Source organism: Pseudomonas sp. PS02288, assembly GCF_029959715.1.
Taxonomy (GTDB): Bacteria; Pseudomonadota; Gammaproteobacteria; order Pseudomonadales; family Pseudomonadaceae; genus Pseudomonas_O; species Pseudomonas_O kuykendallii.
Map to the genome: position 1 here is coordinate 43,859 of NZ_JASCPA010000007.1, position 20,749 is coordinate 64,607.

General features: G+C 68.3%; 16 protein-coding genes and 1 pseudogene. 8 read left to right on the forward strand and 9 right to left on the reverse strand.

What is annotated here, in order from left to right:
* Nucleotides 1-10 precede the first annotated feature (10 nt).
* Both QMX85_RS05035 and aceK read left to right on the forward strand, forming a co-directional pair.
* Nucleotides 11-1,238 (forward strand): annotated as a pseudogene (locus QMX85_RS05035) (di-heme oxidoredictase family protein).
* Between the two features lie 146 nt (nucleotides 1,239-1,384).
* On the forward strand, nucleotides 1,385-3,109 hold the full coding sequence (gene aceK, locus QMX85_RS05040) for a bifunctional isocitrate dehydrogenase kinase/phosphatase (RefSeq protein ID WP_282339095.1): 1,725 nt from the start codon (nucleotides 1,385-1,387) through the stop codon (nucleotides 3,107-3,109).
* 188 nt (nucleotides 3,110-3,297) lie between these two features.
* On the opposite strand, the gene QMX85_RS05045 is transcribed toward aceK, so the two are convergent.
* Nucleotides 3,298-4,467, reverse strand: a complete 1,170-nt coding sequence (locus QMX85_RS05045; RefSeq protein WP_282339096.1) for a YbfB/YjiJ family MFS transporter — start codon at nucleotides 4,465-4,467, stop codon at nucleotides 3,298-3,300.
* A gap of 119 nt (nucleotides 4,468-4,586) precedes the next feature.
* On the opposite strand from QMX85_RS05045, the gene QMX85_RS05050 reads away from it, so the two are divergent.
* From QMX85_RS05050 to QMX85_RS05065, 4 genes are all read left to right on the forward strand, one after another.
* Nucleotides 4,587-5,498 (forward strand): LysR family transcriptional regulator, encoded by a 912-nt coding sequence (locus tag QMX85_RS05050; protein ID WP_282339097.1) that lies wholly within the window; start codon nucleotides 4,587-4,589, stop codon nucleotides 5,496-5,498.
* A gap of 2 nt (nucleotides 5,499-5,500) precedes the next feature.
* Entirely contained in the window at nucleotides 5,501-6,364 is an 864-nt protein-coding gene (locus tag QMX85_RS05055) for an NAD-dependent protein deacetylase (RefSeq protein ID WP_282339098.1), read from the forward strand.
* Nucleotides 6,365-6,509: 145 nt separating this feature from the next.
* Nucleotides 6,510-7,808: a sorbosone dehydrogenase family protein gene (locus tag QMX85_RS05060; protein ID WP_282339099.1), complete on the forward strand. Its 1,299-nt coding sequence runs from the start codon at nucleotides 6,510-6,512 to the stop codon at nucleotides 7,806-7,808.
* A 95-nt stretch (nucleotides 7,809-7,903) separates the two neighbouring features.
* Nucleotides 7,904-8,044 (forward strand): PA1414 family protein, encoded by a 141-nt coding sequence (locus QMX85_RS05065; protein ID WP_282339100.1) that lies wholly within the window; start codon nucleotides 7,904-7,906, stop codon nucleotides 8,042-8,044.
* A gap of 77 nt (nucleotides 8,045-8,121) precedes the next feature.
* On the opposite strand, the gene QMX85_RS05070 is transcribed toward QMX85_RS05065, so the two are convergent.
* From QMX85_RS05070 to QMX85_RS05085, 4 genes are all read right to left on the reverse strand, one after another.
* A complete protein-coding gene (locus QMX85_RS05070; RefSeq protein WP_282339101.1) occupies nucleotides 8,122-9,642 on the reverse strand; it encodes an ABC transporter permease subunit in 1,521 nt (506 codons plus the stop codon).
* Between the two features lie 177 nt (nucleotides 9,643-9,819).
* A complete protein-coding gene (locus tag QMX85_RS05075) occupies nucleotides 9,820-10,437 on the reverse strand; it encodes a hemolysin III family protein (protein WP_282339102.1) in 618 nt (205 codons plus the stop codon).
* A 126-nt stretch (nucleotides 10,438-10,563) separates the two neighbouring features.
* Nucleotides 10,564-11,829 carry an ATP-binding protein gene (locus tag QMX85_RS05080; protein WP_282339136.1) on the reverse strand — a complete coding sequence of 422 codons (1,266 nt, stop codon included), beginning with the start codon at nucleotides 11,827-11,829 and terminating at the stop codon, nucleotides 10,564-10,566.
* Nucleotides 11,830-11,891: 62 nt separating this feature from the next.
* Nucleotides 11,892-12,599, reverse strand: coding sequence for a response regulator (locus QMX85_RS05085; RefSeq protein WP_282339103.1), 708 nt, complete (start codon nucleotides 12,597-12,599; stop codon nucleotides 11,892-11,894).
* Nucleotides 12,600-12,895: 296 nt separating this feature from the next.
* Between QMX85_RS05085 and QMX85_RS05090 the strand changes: the two genes are divergently transcribed.
* Nucleotides 12,896-13,600 carry a VacJ family lipoprotein gene (locus tag QMX85_RS05090; protein ID WP_282339137.1) on the forward strand — a complete coding sequence of 235 codons (705 nt, stop codon included), beginning with the start codon at nucleotides 12,896-12,898 and terminating at the stop codon, nucleotides 13,598-13,600.
* A 9-nt stretch (nucleotides 13,601-13,609) separates the two neighbouring features.
* Here the strand turns inward: QMX85_RS05090 and QMX85_RS05095 are convergent, their stop codons facing one another.
* The 4 genes from QMX85_RS05095 to QMX85_RS05110 all read right to left on the reverse strand — a co-directional run bounded on the left by QMX85_RS05095 (nucleotide 13,610) and on the right by QMX85_RS05110 (nucleotide 18,746).
* Nucleotides 13,610-15,229: a lactate permease LctP family transporter gene (locus QMX85_RS05095; RefSeq protein ID WP_282339104.1), complete on the reverse strand. Its 1,620-nt coding sequence runs from the start codon at nucleotides 15,227-15,229 to the stop codon at nucleotides 13,610-13,612.
* Between the two features lie 10 nt (nucleotides 15,230-15,239).
* The gene (locus tag QMX85_RS05100) at nucleotides 15,240-16,244 is read right to left on the reverse strand and encodes a 2-hydroxyacid dehydrogenase (RefSeq protein ID WP_282339105.1); all 1,005 of its coding nucleotides are present in this window, start codon (nucleotides 16,242-16,244) and stop codon (nucleotides 15,240-15,242) included.
* A 159-nt stretch (nucleotides 16,245-16,403) separates the two neighbouring features.
* Nucleotides 16,404-17,252, reverse strand: coding sequence for a universal stress protein (locus QMX85_RS05105; RefSeq protein WP_282339106.1), 849 nt, complete (start codon nucleotides 17,250-17,252; stop codon nucleotides 16,404-16,406).
* Between the two features lie 12 nt (nucleotides 17,253-17,264).
* A complete protein-coding gene (locus QMX85_RS05110) occupies nucleotides 17,265-18,746 on the reverse strand; it encodes a SulP family inorganic anion transporter (RefSeq protein WP_282339107.1) in 1,482 nt (493 codons plus the stop codon).
* Nucleotides 18,747-19,127: 381 nt separating this feature from the next.
* Here QMX85_RS05110 and QMX85_RS05115 point away from each other — a divergent pair, with 381 nt between their 5' ends.
* Nucleotides 19,128-20,693, forward strand: coding sequence for a PAS domain-containing methyl-accepting chemotaxis protein (locus tag QMX85_RS05115; RefSeq protein ID WP_282339108.1), 1,566 nt, complete (start codon nucleotides 19,128-19,130; stop codon nucleotides 20,691-20,693).
* Nucleotides 20,694-20,749: the final 56 nt, after the last annotated feature.

Sequence of the window (20,749 nt, forward strand, 5' to 3'; positions counted from 1 at the left end):
TTCCACGCCGATGGCCGGGCTGGATGCCGAGCGGAGCGCCGCCTTCCTGCGTGGACGCAGCCTGTTCCGCCAGGTCTGGGTGATCGCGCCGTCGCGTGACGAGGCGGTGGATGGCCTCGGCCCGCTGTACAACCGCCCGGCCTGCACCTCCTGCCACCCGGCGAACGGACGCGGCCAGGCGCCGGAGCAGCCGGGCCAACGCATGGCTTCGATGCTGGTGCGGCTGTCGCTGCCGGGCCGCGGGGCGCACGGAGGCCCGTTGCCGCATCCGGTCTATGGCGACCAGCTCAACGAAACTGGCGTACCGGGCGTGCCCGGCGAGGGCAGGGCGCGGCTGGTCTGGACGCAGACGGCGTTTCGCTTCGCCGATGGCGAGACGGCGAGCCTGCGTCAGCCGCGTATCGAGTTCGACGAACTGGCCTACGGATCGCTGGACGGCGTGCTGACCTCGCCGCGCGTCGGCCCGCCGGTGTTCGGTCTCGGCCTGCTCGATGCGGTGGACGACGCCACGCTCGAGGCGCTGGCCGCCGCGCCGCAGGCGGACGGTGTGCAGGGCCGGGTCAACCGGGTCTGGAGCCCGCAGGCGAACACGCCGCAGGTCGGTCGCTTCGGCCTCAAGGCCAACGTCGCGCGCCTGCGTGAGCAGATCGCTGGCGCGCTGCTGGGTGACATGGGCATCACCTCCACACTGCATCCGCGGGAGAACTGCAGCGCCGCGCAAACCGCCTGCGCCGGCACACCGAACGGCGGGCAGCCGGAGTTGAGCGATGCCCAGCTCGACGATATCGAGGCGTACCTGGCCTACCTGGCGGTGCCGGCGCGGCGCGACCTCGATGTCGCCGTGGTGCGCCAGGGCGAGGCGCAGTTCCAGGCGCTGGGCTGCGGCGGCTGCCATCGCCCGCAACTGGTCACCGGCGAACGGGCCGCGGACCCGCGCCTGCGTGGTTTGACGATCGCTCCCTACAGCGACCTGCTGCTGCACGACATGGGCGAGGGCCTCGCCGATGAGCGCCCGGATTACCTGGCCAGCGGCCGCGACTGGCGCACCGCGCCGTTGTGGGGCATCGGCCTGGCGCAGCGGTTGTCGCCCTCGGCCGGCTTTCTTCACGATGGCCGCGCGCAGCCTGAGCGAGGCCATCCTCTGGCACGGCGGCGAGGCGCTGCCGGCACGCGAGCGCTTCGTCGCCCTGCCGCGGGAGGCCCGCCAGGCGCTGCTGGCGTTTCTCGGCTCGCTCTGATTCTGGCGAACGTCCTCGCGGCCAGGCCCCACGCAGCCCGCAGGGCCGTTCGCCAGGTAGGCGGACGGTCCGGCCCGCCGGCGGCTTTCGCTTCCTCCGGCCACTGACTAAGCTCGGCACTACCTTTCACCGCAGGGACTTCCTCCATGGCGCAGCAATGGCCGGCCGCTGACATCGCCCGCGCGATCCTCGATGGTTTCGACGATTACCGTGAGCATTTCCGCCAGATCACCGACGGCGCCCGCACGCGTTTCGAGCAGGCGCAGTGGCAGGAGGCGCAGCGCGCCTCGGCGGCGCGGATCGCGTTGTACGAGGAAAAGGTCGCCGAAACGGCGCAACGTCTGCCGCAGGCGTTCGATGCGCAGGTGCTGCTGGACGTGCAGGCCTGGCCGCTGGTGAAGAGCGCTTACATCGCGCTGATCAACCTGCGCTTCGACGACGAACTGGCGGAAACCTGGTTCAACTCGATCTTCTGCAACCTGTTCAGCCACGACTGCATCAGCGACGGCACCATGTTCGTCCACACCACGCGCCCGTCGCTGCGCGGCCAGGAGCGCGCGGTGCAGACGCGCACCTACCGGCCGCACGGCAAGCTGGACGAAATGCTCGCCCAACTGTTCGCCGACTACGCCTTCGACGTCGCCTACGCCGACCCGGCCGGCGATCTGCAACGCATGGAGGCGCAGCTGCGCGCGTCGCTGCCGGACTGGGTATGCAAGGACCCGGCGCTGACCGTGGAGCTGTTCTCTTCGGTGCTCTACCGCAACAAGGGCGCCTATCTGGTCGGGCGCCTCTACACCCGCGACGAGCAATGGCCGCTGGTGATCCCGCTGCTCAACCGCGAAGGGCTCGGCATCCAGGCCGACGTGCTGATCACCGACGAGGCGGAGGTCTCGATCATCTTCTCCTTCACCCGTACCTATTTCATGGTCGACGTGGCGATCCCGGCGGAGTTCGTCGGCTTCCTCAAGCGCATCCTGCCGGGCAAGCACGTCGCCGAGCTGTACACCTCGATCGGCTTCTACAAGCACGGCAAGTCGGAGTTCTACCGCGCGCTGATCGGCCACCTGGCGACCACCGACGACCGCTTCGTGATGGCGCCGGGCGTGCGCGGCATGGTGATGAGCGTGTTCACGCTGACGGGCTTCAACACCGTGTTCAAGATCATCAAGGACCGCTTCTCGCCGTCGAAGAACGTCGACCACGCCACGGTGATCGAGAAGTATCGCCTGGTGAAGAGCGTCGACCGGGTGGGGCGGATGGCCGATACCCAGGAGTTCTCCGACTTCCGCTTCCCGCTCTCCAAGTTCGAGCCGGAGTGCCTGGCCGAGCTGCTCGAGGTTGCGCCGTCCACCGTCGAGGTGCAGGGCGACACCGTGCTGGTGCGGCACTGCTGGACCGAGCGCCGGATGATCCCGCTGAACCTCTACCTGGAGAACGCCAGCGAAGCCCAGGTGCTGCACGCGCTGGAGGATTACGGGCTGGCGATCAAGCAACTGGCGGCGGCGAACATCTTCCCCGGCGACATGCTGCTGAAGAACTTCGGTGTCACCCGCCACGGCCGCGTGGTGTTCTACGACTACGACGAGATCAGCTTCCTCACCGAGGTGAACTTCCGGCACATCCCGCCGCCGCGCTACCCGGAGGACGAGATGTCCGCCGAGCCCTGGTATTCGGTGGGCCCGCACGACGTCTTTCCCGAGGAGTTTCCGCGCTTCCTGTTCGTCGACCTGGCCCAGCGCCGCCTGTTCGCCAAGCTGCACGGCGACCTGTACGACGCCGACTACTGGAAGAGCCTGCAGAGCGCGATTCGCGAAGGCAAGGTGATCGACGTCTTCCCCTACCGGCGCAAGGCACTAGCTGTGGGTTGAGTCCTGGTGCAAGCGCGTTTCGCGCGGGTCAGCCTTCACCGTCATCGGTGCGCGCGGCGCACCCTACGGAATGCGTGGCGCCGGTTGCTTGCTGGTGCGTGGCTCGGCTTTCACCGTCAGGCGCGCCCTACGGAATGCCTGGCGCACGGGCCGGCGTAGGGTGCGCCGCGCGCACCAGCGGTGTTCAGCTAGCGCTCGGCCGCCAGTTGCCCGAGTCGGCGCTGCTCGCGCACCGGCGGCAGCATCAGCAGGCCGGCCACCACCATCGCCGCGCAGGCCACGCCCAGCGCCGCCTGCAGACCACCGCTGAAGTGGCTGCTGAGCGCCGCGATCAGCGGGCCGCTCAACTGGCCGACGGCGAAGCCGGCGGTGAGGATGCCGACGTTGCGCGCATGGCCGTGCGGGTCGAGTTCGCGGGCGTACTGCATCACCAGCAGCATCCCGGCGAGGAACGGCCCGCCGCACAATGCCACGCCCAGTGCCAGGCCGCTCATGCCGGGGAACAGGCAGGCGAGCACGCCGGCGGCCTGCAGCCAGAGCGCGCCGATCAGCCAGCGCCCGGTGCCGCCGGGTGTGGGTTTGCGGAAGGCGACCAGCAGCACGCCGACGGTGGCGATCAGGCCGAAGGCCGGCCAGAACAGGTCGGCCTGCCATTGCCCGTGGAAGCGGCTGGCGGCCATCTGCGAGAGGAAGGTCGCCGGGATGATGTAGCCGGCACCGACCAGGGTGTAGGCGCCGAGCAGCGCATAGAGCGCGCGATGGCGCTTGCCGTCCGAGCCGGCAGGTATCGGCGGCGGGGTTTGCGGCATCGGTATCAGCGGCTGGGCGATCGCGGCCAGCACCAGCGCGATGACGCCGTAGGCCAGCCACAGCGCCGAGGAATTCTGCCCATGCAGGTTCATGCCCAGCGCCACCAGCCCGGTGATCAGCACGCCGATGCTCGGCCCGGTGAAGATCAGCCCGCCCCAGTGCGCCTTGCCGGCCTGCACCGCGAGCTGGCTGGCGGCGGAGGTGAGCACCACCAGCACCCAGGCGCTGGCAACGCCGGCAGCGAAACGCAGGATCGCGTGGGCCCAGAGGCCGTGGCCGAGGGCCGACATCAGGGTGATGGCGACGCAGGCCCAGAGCCCGCCGATCAGGCGCTGCCTGGCGCGGCGCGGCGAGGCGGCGTAGAGGGCATCGAGCGCGCCGACCAGATAGCCGAGGTAGTTGGCGGCGGCGATCAGCCCGGCGCCGGTGAGGTCGACCTGGCCTTCGGCGATCAGGTGCGGGAGCTGGGGCGTGAGTGCGAAACGACCGACGCCCATGGCCACGATGAGTGCCAGCACGCTGGCGAGGATGCGGACGAGAGGGGGCATGTGCGGCTCCAGTTCAGGTTTCTGGATTCGATCATAGGGCTTTGACATCTTCATAAAAAACGAATAATAAAGAATCACTTGTTCACAATTTGAGAATGGTTTGTCTTGGAGCGACGTGCATGGAACTGAGTCAATTGCGTATTTTCCAGGCGGTGGCCGAGGAGGGCTCCATCGCCAAGGCGGCGCTGCGGATGAACCGCGTGCCCTCGAACCTCTCCACCCGCCTGCGTCAGCTGGAGGATTCGCTGGGCGTCGAGCTCTTCCTGCGCGAGCGCCAGCGCCTGCAACTGTCGGGGCCGGGGAAGATCCTGCAGAGCTACGCCGAACGCCTGTTCGCGCTGCATGCCGAAGCCGAGGCGGCGCTGCGCGGCGGTGAGCCCAGCGGCGATTTCGTCATCGGCTCGATGTACAGCACGGCGGCGATCCATCTGCCGGCGATGCTCGCGCGCTACCACCGCGCCTATCCCGAGGTGAACCTGCAGGTTCAGACCATGACCAGCGGCGATCTAGTCGAGGGTCTGATCGACGGTCGTCTCGGCGCCGCGCTGGTCGACGGCCCGCTGGACTACAGCGAGCTGGACGGGATCGAATTGCTGCAGGAACAGATGGTGCTGGTCACCGCCGCCGGCCATGCGCCGGTACGCTGCGCCCGCGACGTGGCGGGGGAGGCGGTGTACACCTTCCGCTCGCGTTGCGCCTATCGCCGGCGCCTGGAGGGCTGGTACGCCGCTTCGCGCGCGCCGATGGGCCGGGTGATGGAAATCGAGTCCTACCACAGCATGCTGGCCTGTGTGATCGCCGGCGGCGGCGTGGCGATGATGTCGCGCTCGATGCTCGACAGCATGCCCGGCCGCGAGGGTGTCGACGTGCATGCCCTGGCGGCGCCGTTCGACACCTCCAGCACCTGGCTGATGTGGCGCAAGGACATGCTCGGGCCGAACCTGCGGGCCTGGGTGGCGCTGCAGGAAGGCGCATCGGCAGCGGCGCCGTCGGCGGCGGACCTCGACATCGCCCGCAGCACGGCAGCCTGAACATGGACCAGCCAGCGGCCCGGCCGCATCACGATGAAGCGCTGCACACGCTCGGCGAGCTGCTCGCCGAAACCCCGTTGCTGGTCGTCACCGGCGCCGGGATCAGCGTCGCCTCGGGCATTCCCGACTACCGCGACGCGGAGGGCGTGCGGCGAGGCAGCGCGCCGATGATGCACCAGGAATTCGTCACCTCGGCGGCGGGGCGACGGCGCTACTGGGCGCGGGCGATGCTCGGCTGGCCGCGGGTGCGGCGTGCCGAACCGAATACCACGCACCGCGCGCTGTTCGCCCTGGAGCGCGGCGGGCGCCTCGACGGGCTGATCACCCAAAATGTCGATGGCCTGCACGAGGCGGCGGGACACCGCCAGCTCATCGAGCTGCACGGCAACCTGGCCTGGGTGGTCTGTCTGGATTGCGGCGAGCGGCTGCGCCGCGACCGGGTGCAGGTGCAGCTGGAAACGTTGAACCCCCACCTGCGGGAGGTCGACGCGGTGCAGGCGCCGGATGGCGACACGCTGCTGGCCGAGGATCACCTGGCCGACTTCCGGGCGCCGCTGTGCCCCGCCTGCGGCGGCGACCGGCTCAAGCCGGACGTGGTGTTCTTCGGCGACAACGTCGCGCCGGCCACCGCGCAGGCCGCCTGGGACGCGGTGCAGCGCGCCGCCGGCATGCTGGTGATCGGTTCCTCGCTGATGACCTATTCGAGCTTCCGGCTGTGCCGCGAAATCGTCCGCCAGGGCAAGCCGCTGATCGCGGTTAACCTCGGCAAGACCCGCGCCGACGACCTGCTGACCGCCAAGGTCGAGCTGCCCTGCGAGGCGGTGCTGCCCTGGCTGGCGGAGCGGTTGCGGGTGCCGCTGGGGTGAGGAAACGCTCCGGAGCGGTGTCCGCCGGGCTCGCTCAAATCGCGTTACATCCTTCCTGGCTGAACGTTGACGCGGGCTGAACTTAGCCGAAAGCTCCCCGGTCGATCCTTTAACGCCTGCCCGTTCAGTTGGAGGATTCCGGCCCATGTCCGTGCTGCAAGAAGACCGCTCCATCCGCTACGGAACCCTGCTGTTCGCCGCCTTCGCCGTGGCCGGAAGCGCCCAGGCCGCCAACCAGGCCACGCTGCCGGCCCCGGACCCGGCCCACAAGGTGAAGAACTACAGCAAGGTTGTCGGCTGGAAGGAGGGCGCGACGCCCAGGGCGCCCGCCGGCTTCAGCGTCAGCAAGTACGCCGACGGGCTGCGCAACCCGCGCTGGATCTATGTCACGCCGAACGGCGACGTGCTGGTGGCCGAAGCCAACACCGAGTTGAAGTCCGCGGCGGACAAGGGCGAAGCCGCGCAGGAGGGCAAGCTGGGTTCGCAGAACCTCGGCCGTAGCGCCAACCGCATCACCCTGTTCCGCGACAGCGATGGCGACGGCCAGCCGGAGCTGCGCGTGAGCTTCCTGGAAAACCTCAACCAGCCGCTGGGCATGCAGGTGGTGGGGAACTGGTTCTACGTCGCCAACACCGATTCGCTGTGGCGTTACCCGTACCAGACCGGCGACCAGAAGATCCACGGCAAGGGCGAGAAGGTCCTCGACCTGCCCGCCGGTGGCTACAACAATCACTGGACCCGCAACCTGCTGGCCAATGCCGACAACAGCAAGCTCTACGTCTCGGTGGGCTCGGCCAGCAACCTCGCCGAGCACGGCATGCAGGAAGAGAAGCGCCGCGCCAACATCCTCGAGATCAACCCCGACGGCAGCGGCGAGCGCATCTACGCGTCCGGGCTGCGCAACCCCGTCGGTATGGGCTGGGCGCCAGGCACCCAGACGCTGTGGACCGCCGTGAACGAGCGCGACAACTTAGGTGAGGACCTGGTCCCTGATTACCTCACCGAGGTTCGCGAAGGCGCCTTCTACGGCTGGCCCTACGCCTACTTCGGCGCTCACGAGGACCCGCGGATGGCCGGCAAGCGCCCGGACCTTGTGGCGAAGACACAAGTGCCGGACGTGCCGCTGGGGGCGCACACTGCCTCGCTCGGCTTGGCGTTCTACACCCAGAAGGCATTTCCGCAGAAGTACCGCGGCGGTGCCTTCATGGGTCAGCACGGCTCATGGAATCGCAGCGATCTGTCTGGCTACAAGGTGGTTTTCGTGCCGTTCAGGGAGGGCAGGCCGAGCGGCCCCATGGAGGACTTCCTGACCGGCTTCATCGCCGACTCCGCCAAGGGTGAAGTCCATGGAAGGCCGGTGGGTATCGCGGTGTTGCCGGACGGCTCGCTGCTGGTCGCTGACGATTCCAGTAACACATTATGGCGGGTACGAGCCGACGGCTGACCGGCAGTGCCCTTGCGGCATCCGGTCCCGCTGTTGGACTATGCTCTGGCGAGGCGGTCGCACGACCGCCCGCACAGGCTCAAGAGGAGAGAAGTATGAAGACCTGGTTCGAACGTCTGATTGCACAGCTCAACGCATTCTTCGGCGCCGATCACGCCGCCCGCCTGCAGCCGATCCGTGTGGTCAGCGAAGAGCAGCGCCGCCTGGCCGAAGAGCGCCGCCGCCAGCGACGCTGAATCCCGCGGCGCCCCACGCCGCATCCTCCGAGCCTTCGCCGAAGCCTGCGCTTCGGCGTTCGCGCATCCGCGACGGATCAATCGATCCCCACACCCTTATCCAGATCGAGCAGTTTGCGTACCAGCGGGTCGCTGCTCTGGCATAGCGTCTGCGCGTTGCCGTTAACGCGAATCTGCCCCTTCTCCATGATCACCACGCGGTCGCAGGTCAGCGCGAAATCCGTGTCGTCGGTGACGATCACCACGCTCAGGCGTTGCTCGGTCAGTGCGCGCAGGCTGTCCAGCAGCTGGCGTGCGGCGACCGGGTCCTCGAGCCGCGCGGTGGGGTCGTCGCACAGCAGAATGTCGGGTTTCAGCAGCAGCGCGCGGGCCAGCGCCGCGCGTTGCTGCTGGGCGTGGTCGAGTTGCTGCGGGAAACGTCCCGCATGCGCCAGCAGGCCGAGGCGGTCGAGCATGGCGTAGGCCTGGCGGCGCAGCGCGTGGTCGTCGTCGCGGCGCTGCCGGCGCGGTACCAGCAGAAGGTTGTCGAGCACGCTGAGATGCGGGAACAGGCCGATGTCGGCGAAAAGCATGCCGATGCGTTGCAGCCCGCGGGCCACCTGCGCCGAACCGATGTGGTCGCCGGCGTGGATGTAGCTTTCGCCGAACAGCACGATCTCGCCCTGATCGATGCGTTCCAGCCCGTTGATCGTGCGCAACAGCGAGCTGCGCCCCGATCCCGTCGGGCCGAGGAGGGCGATCGACTCTCCGGGACGGACCCGCAGGTTGACCCCGTCGAGCACCGGATGGCTGCCGTAGCTCTTGTGGATGTGTGTGAGCCAGAGCGCGTCCGGTGAGCCGGCAGCCTTGACCGCCGCGCGGATATGCAGCGCCGGCAGGCCACGGCGCAGGGTCTGCAACTGCTCCGCGTCGAGCAGCGGCGCTTCGTAGACGACGAACTGCCGGCGCCACTCCAGGCGGCCCAGCAGCCAGCCGAACACGGCCACCATCGCCACGTAGTAGAGGCCGACGGCGGCCAGGGTCTCCAGCACCTTGTGGTTGGCGCCGTAGAGCTGCTGGCCGATCCACAACGGCTCGCTCAGGGCGATCAGCGATACCACCGAGGTCAGCTTGAGGGTCGCCAGATAGCGCTCGGTCAGTGCCGGCAGAACGCGCTGCAACACCTGCGGCACCAGCACCAGCCGCAGCGTGGTCAGCGGCTTCAGGCCGATGGCGCTGGCGGCTTCCTGCTGGACCTTGCCCACCTCCGCCAGCGCGCGGCTGTGCACGTCCGCCATGTAGGCGGTCTGGCCGAGCACCAGGGCGATCAGGCCGGCGAGGAACGGCGTCGAGAACGCGCGCCCCTCGGGCACCAGCAGCGGAAGGTTGTAGACGAACAGCAGCAGGACGATGAACGGCAGGCTGCGGAAGAAGAACACGTAAGCCGCCGCCGGCAGGCGCAACCAGGCCAGCGCGGACTGTCGCGCCGCCGCCAGCAGAAAGCCCAGCGGCAGTGCGATCAGCCAGGCCAGCACGCTGAGTTGAATCACCGTGGCGCACGCCTTCCACAGGGAAGGCAGTGAAAACAGCGAAAGGAAGTAGCCCCAGTCGAATGCCATTGAGCGTCTCGTCTAGCGGAAGGAGGTGCCGCTGCGCCAGCGCAGCGGGCTGTAGCGGCCGATACCGGGGCGTGGTACGCCAAAAGCGAGATGCGGGCGACCTGGCCTGGCGGCAAGGGCGCGAAGAACCTTGCAGGAAAGATGCCGGAGCCGGAGGCCGCCGCGCCCTTGCGCGGCTCAGAGCACGTAGAAGAAGATCGCCACGAAGTGCAGCAGGCTGCCGGCGATGACGAACAGGTGCCAGATGCCGTGCCAGTGGCGGAAGCGGCTGTCGAAGGCGAAGAAGATGATCCCGACGGTGTAGAACACGCCGCCGGCGGCCAGCCAGATGAAGCCCTCGCGGCCGAGCGCGGCGATCAGCGGCTTCACCGCCACCAGCACGATCCAGCCCATCACTGCGTAGATCACGATGGACAGCACGCGTGCCGCGGAGCGCGGCTTGATCTCCTGCAGCATGCCCACCAGCGCCAGCCCCCAGACGATGCCGAACAGCGTCCAGCCCCAGGCGCCCTGCAGCGTCACCAGGCAGAACGGCGTGTAGCTGCCGGCGATCAGCAGGTAGATCGACAGGTGATCGAGCTTGCGCATCACCACCTTCGCCTGCCCTCGCACGCTGTGGTAGACGGTGGAAATGCTGTAGAGCAGCACCAGCGTGACGCCGTAGATGGCCACCGCGACGACCTTGCGTGGCGCACCGTCCTGCGCCGCGAGAATCAGCAACCAGACCGCGCCGACCAGTGCCAGAACGGCGCCGACCAGGTGGGTCCAGGCATTGAAGCGCTCCCCGTGATACATGCTTTACCCATCGAACTTTGCGGATGCGTTGGACAGCATACCTGTCCGGCATTGCAAACTCGCTTCAGCGCGATGTCGGGCCGCCGGGCTATCCATCGACCGGCTGCGTGAGCGGTCGTCCACGGCTCACGCCTGCAGCTCGACGCAGGCCTGCAGCCCGCCACCGGGACGATTGCGCAGGCGCAACTCGCCGCCGTGCTCGCGGATGATCGCCCGCGCCGCGGAAAGCCCCAGGCCGACGCCGCCGGTGGCCTTGTTGCGCGACGCCTCCAGCCGGTAGAAGGGCGCGAAGACCGCCTCCAGTTGCTGCTCGGCAATGCCCGGGCCGCGGTCCTCGATACGGATCAGTAGCGATCCCGGCAGCGCCTGGAGATCGATGCTCGGCTCGCGGGCGTACTTGACCGCGTTTTCCAGCAGGTTGGTCAGGGCGCGTTTGAGCCCCAGCGGGCGCCCCCGATAGACCAGCCCGGAAGGGCCCGAGAAGGCCACCTCGATGCCCTGGTCGCGGTAATCGTCGACCAGGGTCAGCAGCAGCTCGGACAGGTCGAACGGCGTGGCCTGCTCCAGCCGCGCGTCGTCGCGGAAGAAATCCAGCGCGGCGTTGATCATCGCCTGCATCTCGTCGACGTCGCGGAACAGCTTGTGCTGCTGCTCGGGGTCGTCGATGAACTCGCCGCGCAGGCGCATCCGCGTCAGCGGCGCGCGCAGGTCGTGCGATATCGCCGCGAGCATCTGCGTGCGGTCGACGACGAAGTGGCGGATCTGCGCCTGCATGGCGTTGAAGGCGAGGATCGCCTGGCGGATTTCGTGCGGGCCGACGGCCTCGATCGGTGGGGCGTGGAAGTCGCCGCCGAAGCGCCGCGCGGCCTTGGCGAAACTCAGCAGCGGCGTCGCCAGCCGCCGGGTGGCGACTGCCGCGACCGACAGCGCGGCGATCAGCGCGAGGCCGATGATCACCAGCGCGCGGGCGGTGGCGTTCAGGCCCCAGCTGCGCGCCGGGGTGGTGAAGGCCAGCCAGCTGGCGTCCTGCAGTTGTACCAGCATCAGGTAGCGGCGCGCGCTGCTGCCGTCGGGGAAGTCGTCGGGCTCGAAGGCCTCCACCCGCCGCTGCGGGTCGCCGAGCAGGCGCCGCATCGTCCGCGTGCCGTCGTGGAACACCGGATCGTCCGCCGCCGGCGTCGCGATGGCGTCGCGCCGCGCCTGCCATTCCACGGCGAACAGCGGGTTGCCAGCCGCGTCGGCGAGGCGTGGGCGCAGTTCGCTCTGCGCGGCCTCGATCACCCGGACCACACCGGCGACCTGCTCCAGCAGGCCGGTCTGAGTCAGCGGCGGCTTCGCCCAGACCCCGGCGACCTCGATGAAGAGCGCGTTCAGCGCCAGCGAGACGAGCATCGCCAGGGCGATGGTCAGGGCGATCCAGCGAACGAGGGTGTCGCGCGGCCGTACCCGTCGCTTCACAGGCGGCTGACCGCGGGGATGAACAGGTAGCCGCCGTTGCGCACGGTGCGAATCACCACCGGACGCTTGGCGTCGGCTTCCAGCTTGCGCCGCAGGCGGCTGACCTGGACGTCGATGCTGCGGTCGATGGCGTCGTGCGCATGGCCGCGGGCGAGGTCGAGCAACTGCTCGCGGCTGAGGATGCGCTGCGGGTGCTCGGCGAACACCAGCAGTAGGTCGAACTCGCCCCCGGAGAGCGGAATCATCACCCCTTCCGGCGAGCGCAGTTCGCGGCGGGTGACGTCCAGTTGCCAGCCGGAAAACCCCAGCAAAGGGCGCGCGTCGTCGCGCGGGGGCCGGGCGTCGCCGGCGCGGCGCAGCACCGCGCGTACCCGCGCCAGCAGCTCGCGGGCATCGAAGGGCTTGCTCAGGTAGTCGTCGGCGCCGAGTTCGAGGCCGACGATGCGGTCGCTCAGCTCGCCCATCGCGGTGAGCATGAGGATCGCCACCCGCTGCTCCGCGCGCAGCCGCTGGCACAGCGACAGGCCGTCCTCGCCGGGCAGCATCAGGTCGAGGATCACCAGCTCCGGCACCTGCCGTTCGATGGCTTTCCACATGCTCGCACCATCGCAGGCGACCTCGACGTCATAGCCGTGCCGGCAGAAGAATTTCTGCAGCAGGGCGAGGATTTCCAGGTCATCGTCGACGATCAGGATTCTGCTCACTATCAGGTTGTCCGCTACCCCGTTCGAGCGGCCAATCTAAAGGCAAAGGGCGCCGCCGGTCATATATTTCAATCGGGTAACAATCCTTCCGCGACGACATCAACGGGACATCTTCGGGCAAGAATCGCCCCGCACCCTGCGCCGATCAATCAACGGGAGGGTGCAGGATGAAGGCAGTACGCAACGGTGTTCCCGAGGTTTCGCGCGACGCGACTTTCCAGCCATCGACGCTGCGGCGCCGGGCGTTGCCGCCGCTGGCGGCGCTCGCGCTGCTGTGTCTGTCCGGCTGCGCCCAGATGGAGGTGGCGCCCGGCGGTTGCACGGCCTCGGCCAGCGCGCATGACCCGGCCGAGTCGGTCAACCGCGGGCTGTTCGCCTTCAATCGCGTACTGGACGACTATGCGCTCAAGCCGGTGGCACGCGGCTACGAGAAGCTACCCGAGCCGGTGCGCGGCGGCGTGCACGGCTTCGTCGACAACTTCGGCGAGCCCAAGGTGTTCGTCAACGACCTGCTGCAGGGCAACCTCAAGCGTTCGGCCAACACCCTCGGGCGCTTTGGCGTGAACACGATCTTCGGCGTGCTGGGCATAGTCGACGTCGCCGAGCGCTGGGGCATGCCGCACCACCGCGCGGATTTCGGCCAGACCTTCGGTGTCTGGGGCGTGGGCGACGGCCCGGTGCTCGAGTTGCCGTTGCTCGGCAGCCACAACAGCCGCGACAGCCTGGGCGTGGTGATGGGCATGCTGCTCGACCCGCTGGGTGGCATCGACAGCGATACCTACGATGCACTGGCGACCGCGAGTACCGTCGGCGGGGTGGTTGACGGGCGCGCCGAGGCGCTGCCGCTCACCGAGCGCCTGGAGCGGCAACCGGACTACTACGCCGCCCTGCGCGACGCCATCGCCCAGCGCCGCGCGGTGCTGGTCAGCGACGGGCGCCAGGGCGACATCCACAGCAGCGTCGACGCACGCTGCGCGACGCCGCTTGGCGACAGCCTCTGAGGCGTTGGCTCAGAGCAGCAGCGACAGCACCAGCGTCCACAGGCACACGTAGCCCAGCAGCGCCAGGCTGTAGCCCAGCGTGGTGCGCATGATCTGCGACTCGCCGCCCACCTGGCCCACCGCCGCGGCGGCGATGGCGATGGATTGCGGCGAGATCAGCTTGCCCATCACCCCGCCGCAGGTGTTGGCCGCCACCAGCAGCGCCTGGCTGGTGCCGATCTGCGTGGCGGTGATCGACTGCAGGTGGGCGAACAGGGTGTTGCTGTTGACCACCGAGCCGGTGATGAACACGCCGAGCCAGCCGATTGCCGGGGAGATCAGCGGGAACACCCTGCCGCTCTCGGCGACGCTCAGGCCGATGCTCGACGAAGCGCCGGAGAAGTTGGCGATATAGGCCACCGCCATGATCAGCGAGATCATGCAGATCGGCCGCCACAGCTCGCTGACGGTCTTCTCCAGCTGATGCACGGAACTGCGCAGCGACAGCCGCGAGGAGAACAGCGTGGTGAGGATCACCGCGATGAGGATGGCGGTGCCCGGCGCGCTGATCAGGGCGACGTTCCATACCGCCGGCAGCGCGTGGGGTGCGGCGACGATGGGCGGCAACTCCTCGATGCGCAGGTCGAGGAACGGGATCGGCAGCTTCAGCACCGTCGCCACCAGCGGTCCGTCGGCGGCGAACAGGGCTTTGAACGGCGGCAGGCTCCAGGTCAGGATCACCGCGGTGAGGATGTAGAACGGCGACCAGGCGGAGATTACTGCGGGCAGCGCCCAGCGCTGCGAGGACAACGGCGGCGCGCCTTCCTCGCGGTAAATGTGCCGCGGTCGCCAGAACTGCATGAAGGCGGCCAGCGTGCCCATGCTCAGCAGCGGCGGCACGATGTCGGCCAGCTCCGGGCCGAGGAAATACAACACCAGCGCCTGGCTCACGCTGAACAGCGCGCCGATCAGCAACAGCACCGGCCAGGTCTCGCGCACGCCGCGCCAGCCGTCGAGCACGGCGATCAGCAGGGTCGGCACGAACAGCGTGGAGAGCTGGATGATCGCGATCATCATCAGCGACATGTCGGCCAGCGCCACGCCGCCCTGCTGGGCGCCGACCAGCACCGGAACGCCAATCGCGCCGTAGGCGCCGGAGGCTGCGTTGGCCAGCAGGCAGAGCATCGCCGCCTTGACCGGATTGAAGCCCAGCTCCACCAGCAGCGCTGCGCAGATCGCGATCGGCACGCCGAAGCCGGCGGCCCCTTCGAGGAAGGCGCCGAAGCAGAAGGCGATGAGGATCACCTGGACGCGCTGGTCCTCGGAGATGGTCGCGATGCTGCCGCGGATCACCTCGAACTTGCCGCTCTTCACTGCCAGTTTGTACAACCACACGGCCATCAGCACGATGTAGCCGATCGGCCACAGCCCGCTGAGGAAGCCGAACGCGGCGGCGGCGAGGATCGATGCCGGCGGCATGCCGAACAGCAGCAGCGTGCCCACCAGCGAGATCGCCAGGGTCAGCAGCGCCGCGTTGAGTCCCTTGAGCTTGAGTACGGTGAGGGCGAAGAGGAAGAACAGGATCGGCACGGCGGACAGCAACGCGGACAGGTAGGCGTTACCCAGCGGATCGTAGGTTTGTTGCCACATGGAGGGATCCTTAGACCGCGGGAACGACGTTGGCGCAGGCGACGCCGTCGCGCAGGCAGCTCAGGTTGTGCAGCGTCACCGCGGAGATCTCGCGCAGCGCTTCCACGGTGAAGAAGCCCTGGTGGCCGGTGACCAGGACGTTGGGGAAGGTCATCAGACGCTGGAAGACGTCGTCGTCGATGATGTCGCCGGAGCGGTCGTGGAAGAACAGCTGCGCCTCCTGCTCGTAGACGTCGATGGCCAGCGAGCCCAGCTGCCTGGACTTCAGCGCGGCGATCACCGCCGGGGTGTCGATCAGCGCGCCGCGCGAGGTGTTCACCAGCATCGCGCCGCGTTTCATCTGGCGGATGCTCTCGCGGTTGATCATGTGCCGCGTGCTATCCATCAGCGGGCAGTGCAGCGAAACGATGTCGGATGCGCCGAGCAGATCGTCCAGCTCCACGACCTCGCCGACGGCCTGGAAATCCGCCGAAGGGTAGGGGTCGTAGCCGAGCACGCGGCAACCCAGGCCCTTGAAGATGCGCGCGGTGGCGACGCCGATCTTGCCGGTGCCGACGATGCCGACGGTCTTGCCGTGCAGGGTGATGCCGAGCAGGCCGTCGAGCATGAAATTGCCTTCGCGCACGCGGTTGTAGGCGCGGTGGGTTTGCCGGTTGAGGGTCATTACCAGCGCCAGGGTGTGTTCGGCGACGGCTTCCGGCGAGTAGGCCGGCACCCGCGCGACGAACAGGCCCAGGCGATGGGCGGCCTGCAGGTCGACGTTGTTGAAACCGGCGCAGCGCAGCAGCACGGCGCGCACGCCATAGCCGGCGAGGGCTTCGAGCACCTCGGCGTCGAGCACGTCGTTGACGAACACGCACACCGCCTCGCAACCCTGGGCCAGCGACACGGTCCTGGCGGAAAGGCTAGCGTCCTGGTAGACGAGTTCGAAGGGATTGCTCGGGTCGCTCTGCAGGTTGGCTTCATCGAGGAAGCGTCGGTCGTAGGGCTGGGTGCTGAATACGGCGATTTTCATGGGCATCCCCTGGTGGTGGCGCGCGCCGGTGGGCGCTGCCCACGGGTCGACGGTGGCTCCCGGTCGTGGCGGGGCCGCAACGCTGCGTCTTTGGGTCGCAGCGTCGTGAAGGGTAACCCAGGATCGAGGGCACGCGCCGTCGCCGGGAACCAGCGGTCCTCAGCGCAGGATCAGCAGGGCGCCGCTGCTGGAGCGCAGAAGCGCGCCGGTGGTGCTGCCGACGAGGAACTGGCGGATGCGCGAATGCCCGTAGGCGCCCATCGCCAGCACGTCGATGCTGTGCTCTTCCTGATAGGCGAGCAGCGAGGCGACGACCTCGCCGTGGCGAATCGCCTGGCGGACGTCGTAGCCGGCGGCGGCCAGGCGTGCGGCGGCGTTGTCCAGCGGCGCCCAGTTGTCGCCGGTGTCGGCACCGATCATCACCAGGTGGATCGGCATGCCCTCGCAGAGCGCCCCGCTGGCCAGGGTTTCCACGGCCTGGCGCGCGGTGACGCTGCCGTCGAAGGCGAGCATCAGCCGTCGCGGCACGCGGAACGTGCTCGGCGCCACCAGGATCGGCCGCGGCACGGCGCGGATGACGTTCTCCAGCTGGCTGCCGATCTGCAGCGCGTGGCCGCCGCTGCGCTCGCCCTGGCGGCCCATCACCAGCAACTGCGTGTCGCCCTGCAGCTCGTTCAGGCTGTGCAGCAGGTCGCCGTGGCGCTGCTGGGTTTCGGCGATCGGAACGCCCGCCGAGTGGGCGCGCTGGCGGGCTTCCTGCAGCAGCACGCGGCCATCTTCCAGGGCCAGGCGGTTACGCTGGGCATCCAGCGAGGAGAGTTCGTTGAGCAGGGCCTCGCGGCTGCCCAGGCCGATGTTGCCGCTGAGGTCGGCGTGCGGGTAGCGCTGCTCGTCGAGCACATGCAGGAAACTCAGCGACGCGCTCATGCGCAGCGCCGCCCAGGCGGCATAGTCGACGACGGCGGGTGCGGAAACGGAAGCATCGATGCACGCCAGTACCTGGCTCATGGTGTTTCTCCTTCAGTGACCCGTTGGCAGGTCGAGATCCTGCGCCTTGTCATGCACACCGAAACGATCGACCAGCGTGGCACTGGCCTGGTTCATTCCGAGCACCTCGACCTGGGCGCCTTCGCGGCGGAATTTCAGCACCACCTTGTCCAGCGCGGCGACCGCGGTGACGTCCCAGAAGTGCGCGTGGGTGAGGTCGATGCTCACCCGCAGCGGCGCCTCGCGGAAGTCGAAGGCGGCGCCGAAGCGTGTCGACGAGGCGAAGAATACCTGGCCGACCACCCGGTAGGCGCGCAGCTCGCTGTCACCGGAGGTTTCCACGTGCAGGTGATGGCCGATCTTGTTGGCGAAGAACAGCGCCGCCAGCAGCACGCCGACGAGCACGCCGTAAGCCAGGTTGTGCGTCACCACGACCACCGCGACCGTGGCCAGCATCACCAGGTTGGTCGACAGCGGGTAGCGGCGGAAATGGCGCAGCGAATCCCAGCTGAAAGTGCCGATCGACACCATGATCATCACCGCCACAAGCGCGGCCATGGGGATCTGCTGAACCCAGTCGCTGAGGAATACCACCATCAGCAGCAGCACCGAGCCGGCGACGAGCGTCGACAAACGCCCGCGGCCGCCTGATTTCACGTTGATCACCGACTGCCCGATCATCGCGCAGCCGGCCATGCCGCCGAGCAGGCTGGCGGCGATGTTGGCGATGCCCTGGCCCCTGCACTCGCGGTTCTTATCGCTGGCGGTATCGGTCAGCTCGTCGACGATGGTCGCGGTCATTAGCGACTCCAGCAGGCCGACCACCGCCATCGCGGCGGCGTAGGGGAAGATGATCGCCAACGTCTCGAAGGTCAGTGGCACCTGCGGCCAGAGGAACACCGGCAGCGTGTCGGGCAGCGCGCCCATGTCGCCGACCGTGCGGATGTCCAGGCCGAGGGAGATCGACAGCGCGGTCATCGAGAGGATGCACACCAGCGGCGAGGGGATCAGCCGCCCCAGCGTCGGCGCGTGGGGGAACAGGTAGATGATCGCCAGGCCGCCCGCGGTCATCGCGTAGACGTGCCAGGTCACGTGGGTCAGCTCGGGAAGTTGCGCCATGAAGATCAGGATAGCCAACGCGTTGACGAAGCCGGTGACCACCGAGCGCGAGACGAAGCGCATCAACGCGCCGAGGCGCAGCAAACCCGCGCCGATCTGCAGCACCCCGCAGAGCAGGCTGGCGGCGAGCAGGTATTCCAGCCCGTGGTTCTTCACTAGCGTGACCATCAGCAGCGCCATCGCCCCGGTGGCGGCGGAGATCATCCCCGGACGGCCGCCGACGAAGGCGATCACCACGGCGATGCAGAACGAGGCGTAGAGGCCGACCTTGGGGTCGACGCCGGCGATGATCGAGAAGGCGATGGCTTCCGGGATCAACGCCAGGGCGACCACCAGGCCCGCCAGCAGGTCGCCGCGAAGGTTGAACAGCCAGGTTTGCTTGAACGTCTGCAGCATGGAAAAGTCCGGACGGGGCGCCGCCCGTCGTATTTTTCCCGTCGGGACGAAACAGGGCGGGCGCTGGAAAACAAGGCGCACGGACGTGAGGCACGTCGGCGCGGAAGGCTTGGGGTCGGCGCAGCGGCGAGGGACTAAGGCGGAGTCTGCAGCCAGGACATGCGGGGCGCTCGGGTGAATTAGGCGGGTGTGCAGTCTACCCAATCCGGCGCGAGGGCACGACCTCCCGCGGCATCGCCCGGACGAGCCGGCGTTCCGGCGCATTCCCTGCCTTTGCCTGGCGCCTGCGACCAAGGTCGCGCCGTGACAGGCGCATCGGTTGTGCTAGACATGAAGAGAACAGGACGTCCTAAAAACCAACCTTGCGAAGGAATGTTGCCGATGCGTCAAAATTTGCCTGTCAGTAATACGGAGATCACCTTCTCCAGCGAGGAGCGCCTGATCTCCACGACTAACCTGCAAAGCAACATCACCTATTGCAACGACGCCTTCGTCCGCGTCAGCGGCTACAGCTACGACGAGCTGATCGGCCAGCCGCACAACCTGGTCCGCCATCCGGACATGCCTCCCGCCGTCTTCGGCCTGATGTGGGCCTCGCTGCAGAGCGGCAAGCCGTGGATGGGGCTGGTGAAGAACCGCTCGAAGAATGGCAGCTTCTATTGGGTCAACGCTTACGTCACGCCGATCTACGAGGACGGCAAGATGGTCGGCTACGAGTCGGTGCGCTCGCTTCCGACCCGCGAGCAGGTGCGCCGCGCCGACGCCCTCTATGCGCGCCTGCGCGCTGGCAAGCCCGCCCGCTCGCAGGTGGCGCGCATCACCCACGAACTGCAGCGTTCCTGGCCGCTGATCGTCGCCGCGGCGCTGATCATCGGGCTCGACCGCGTGCTCGACGGCTGGGCGTTCACCGCGCTGGTGGCCGCCTGCATGCTCGGCCTGGCGACCTGGCTGTCGTTCACGCGCCAGGAAGACATCAGGAAAACTCTGCGCGATCACCCGAAAGCCTTCACCGATCCGCTGGTGGCGCTCACCTATTCCGATGGCCAGGGTGCCCAGGCCGAGTTGGACATGGCGCTGATCAGCCAGGAGGCGCGCTTGCAGACGGCCCTGAGCCGCCTGGAGGACGCCGCCGAGCAGGTGCGCCAGCGCGCCGCTCAGTCCTCGGAAACCTCGCGCGCCAGCGCCGAACTGCTGGAGCAGCAGCGCAACGAGACCGATCAGTCCGCCACCGCGATCAACCAGATGGCGGCGACCATCCAGGAAATCGCGCGCAACGTGCAGGACACCGCGCGGGCCGCCGAAGATGCCGACCGCATCGCCGGCGAGGGGCAGACTCTGGCCGGCGGCAGCCGCGTGACCATGCAGCAGATGGCGGCGGCGGTGAACGACATCGGCGAGGCGGTGACCGAGCTGGCGTCGTCGATGCACGCCATCGGCAGCGTTGTCGACGTGATCACCTCCATCGCCGAGCAGACCAACCTGCTGGCGCTCAACGCGGCCATCGAAGCGGCGCGGGCCGGCGAGCAGGGGCGCGGTTTCGCCGTGGTCGCCGACGAGGTTCGCGCCCTGGCGGCGCGCACGCGGCAGTCCACCGAGCAGATCCATCAGTTGATCGCGAGCCTACGCACCGGCACCGACCGCGCGGTGAGCAGCGTCAGCCGCGGCGAGTCGATGTCGCAGGAAAGCCTGGGCAGCGTGGAATCGGTGCATCAGTCGCTGGGCAGCATCAGTCAGGCGGTGACGCGCATCAGCGGCATGAGCCAGCAGATGGCGGCGGCCTCTGAACAGCAGAGCCTGGTGGTGGAGGACATCAACCGGCAGATCACGCGCATCGCCCAGCTTTCCGACAACAGCGCCGGACACGCCCAGCAGGGCGCGGCGATCTGCCAGGAGCTGGAACAGATGGCCGGCTACCTGCACGGTCTGGCCGAGCGTTTCGCCCGCTGAGGTCTCCTGGCGGCGCACCTGTGGCAGACTGCGCCGCCGCTCCACTCTCGCCAGAA

What these genes read in the sequence shown, in the direction of transcription:
- QMX85_RS05055 (WP_282339098.1), top strand. Translation starts at nt 5,501, where the DNA reads ATGGACCAGCCAGCGGCCCGGCCGCATCACGATGAAGCGCTGCACACG.
- QMX85_RS05090 (WP_282339137.1), top strand. Translation starts at nt 12,896, where the DNA reads ATGGAGGTGGCGCCCGGCGGTTGCACGGCCTCGGCCAGCGCGCATGAC.
- QMX85_RS05100 (WP_282339105.1), bottom strand. Translation starts at nt 16,244, where the DNA reads ATGAAAATCGCCGTATTCAGCACCCAGCCCTACGACCGACGCTTCCTC.
- QMX85_RS05095 (WP_282339104.1), bottom strand. Translation starts at nt 15,229, where the DNA reads ATGTGGCAACAAACCTACGATCCGCTGGGTAACGCCTACCTGTCCGCG.
- QMX85_RS05110 (WP_282339107.1), bottom strand. Translation starts at nt 18,746, where the DNA reads ATGCTGCAGACGTTCAAGCAAACCTGGCTGTTCAACCTTCGCGGCGAC.
- QMX85_RS05045 (WP_282339096.1), bottom strand. Translation starts at nt 4,467, where the DNA reads ATGCCCCCTCTCGTCCGCATCCTCGCCAGCGTGCTGGCACTCATCGTG.
- QMX85_RS05050 (WP_282339097.1), top strand. Translation starts at nt 4,587, where the DNA reads ATGGAACTGAGTCAATTGCGTATTTTCCAGGCGGTGGCCGAGGAGGGC.
- aceK (WP_282339095.1), top strand. Translation starts at nt 1,385, where the DNA reads ATGGCGCAGCAATGGCCGGCCGCTGACATCGCCCGCGCGATCCTCGAT.
- QMX85_RS05070 (WP_282339101.1), bottom strand. Translation starts at nt 9,642, where the DNA reads ATGGCATTCGACTGGGGCTACTTCCTTTCGCTGTTTTCACTGCCTTCC.
- QMX85_RS05115 (WP_282339108.1), top strand. Translation starts at nt 19,128, where the DNA reads ATGCGTCAAAATTTGCCTGTCAGTAATACGGAGATCACCTTCTCCAGC.
- QMX85_RS05105 (WP_282339106.1), bottom strand. Translation starts at nt 17,252, where the DNA reads ATGAGCCAGGTACTGGCGTGCATCGATGCTTCCGTTTCCGCACCCGCC.
- QMX85_RS05075 (WP_282339102.1), bottom strand. Translation starts at nt 10,437, where the DNA reads ATGTATCACGGGGAGCGCTTCAATGCCTGGACCCACCTGGTCGGCGCC.
- QMX85_RS05065 (WP_282339100.1), top strand. Translation starts at nt 7,904, where the DNA reads ATGAAGACCTGGTTCGAACGTCTGATTGCACAGCTCAACGCATTCTTC.
- QMX85_RS05060 (WP_282339099.1), top strand. Translation starts at nt 6,510, where the DNA reads ATGTCCGTGCTGCAAGAAGACCGCTCCATCCGCTACGGAACCCTGCTG.
- QMX85_RS05080 (WP_282339136.1), bottom strand. Translation starts at nt 11,829, where the DNA reads ATGCTCGTCTCGCTGGCGCTGAACGCGCTCTTCATCGAGGTCGCCGGG.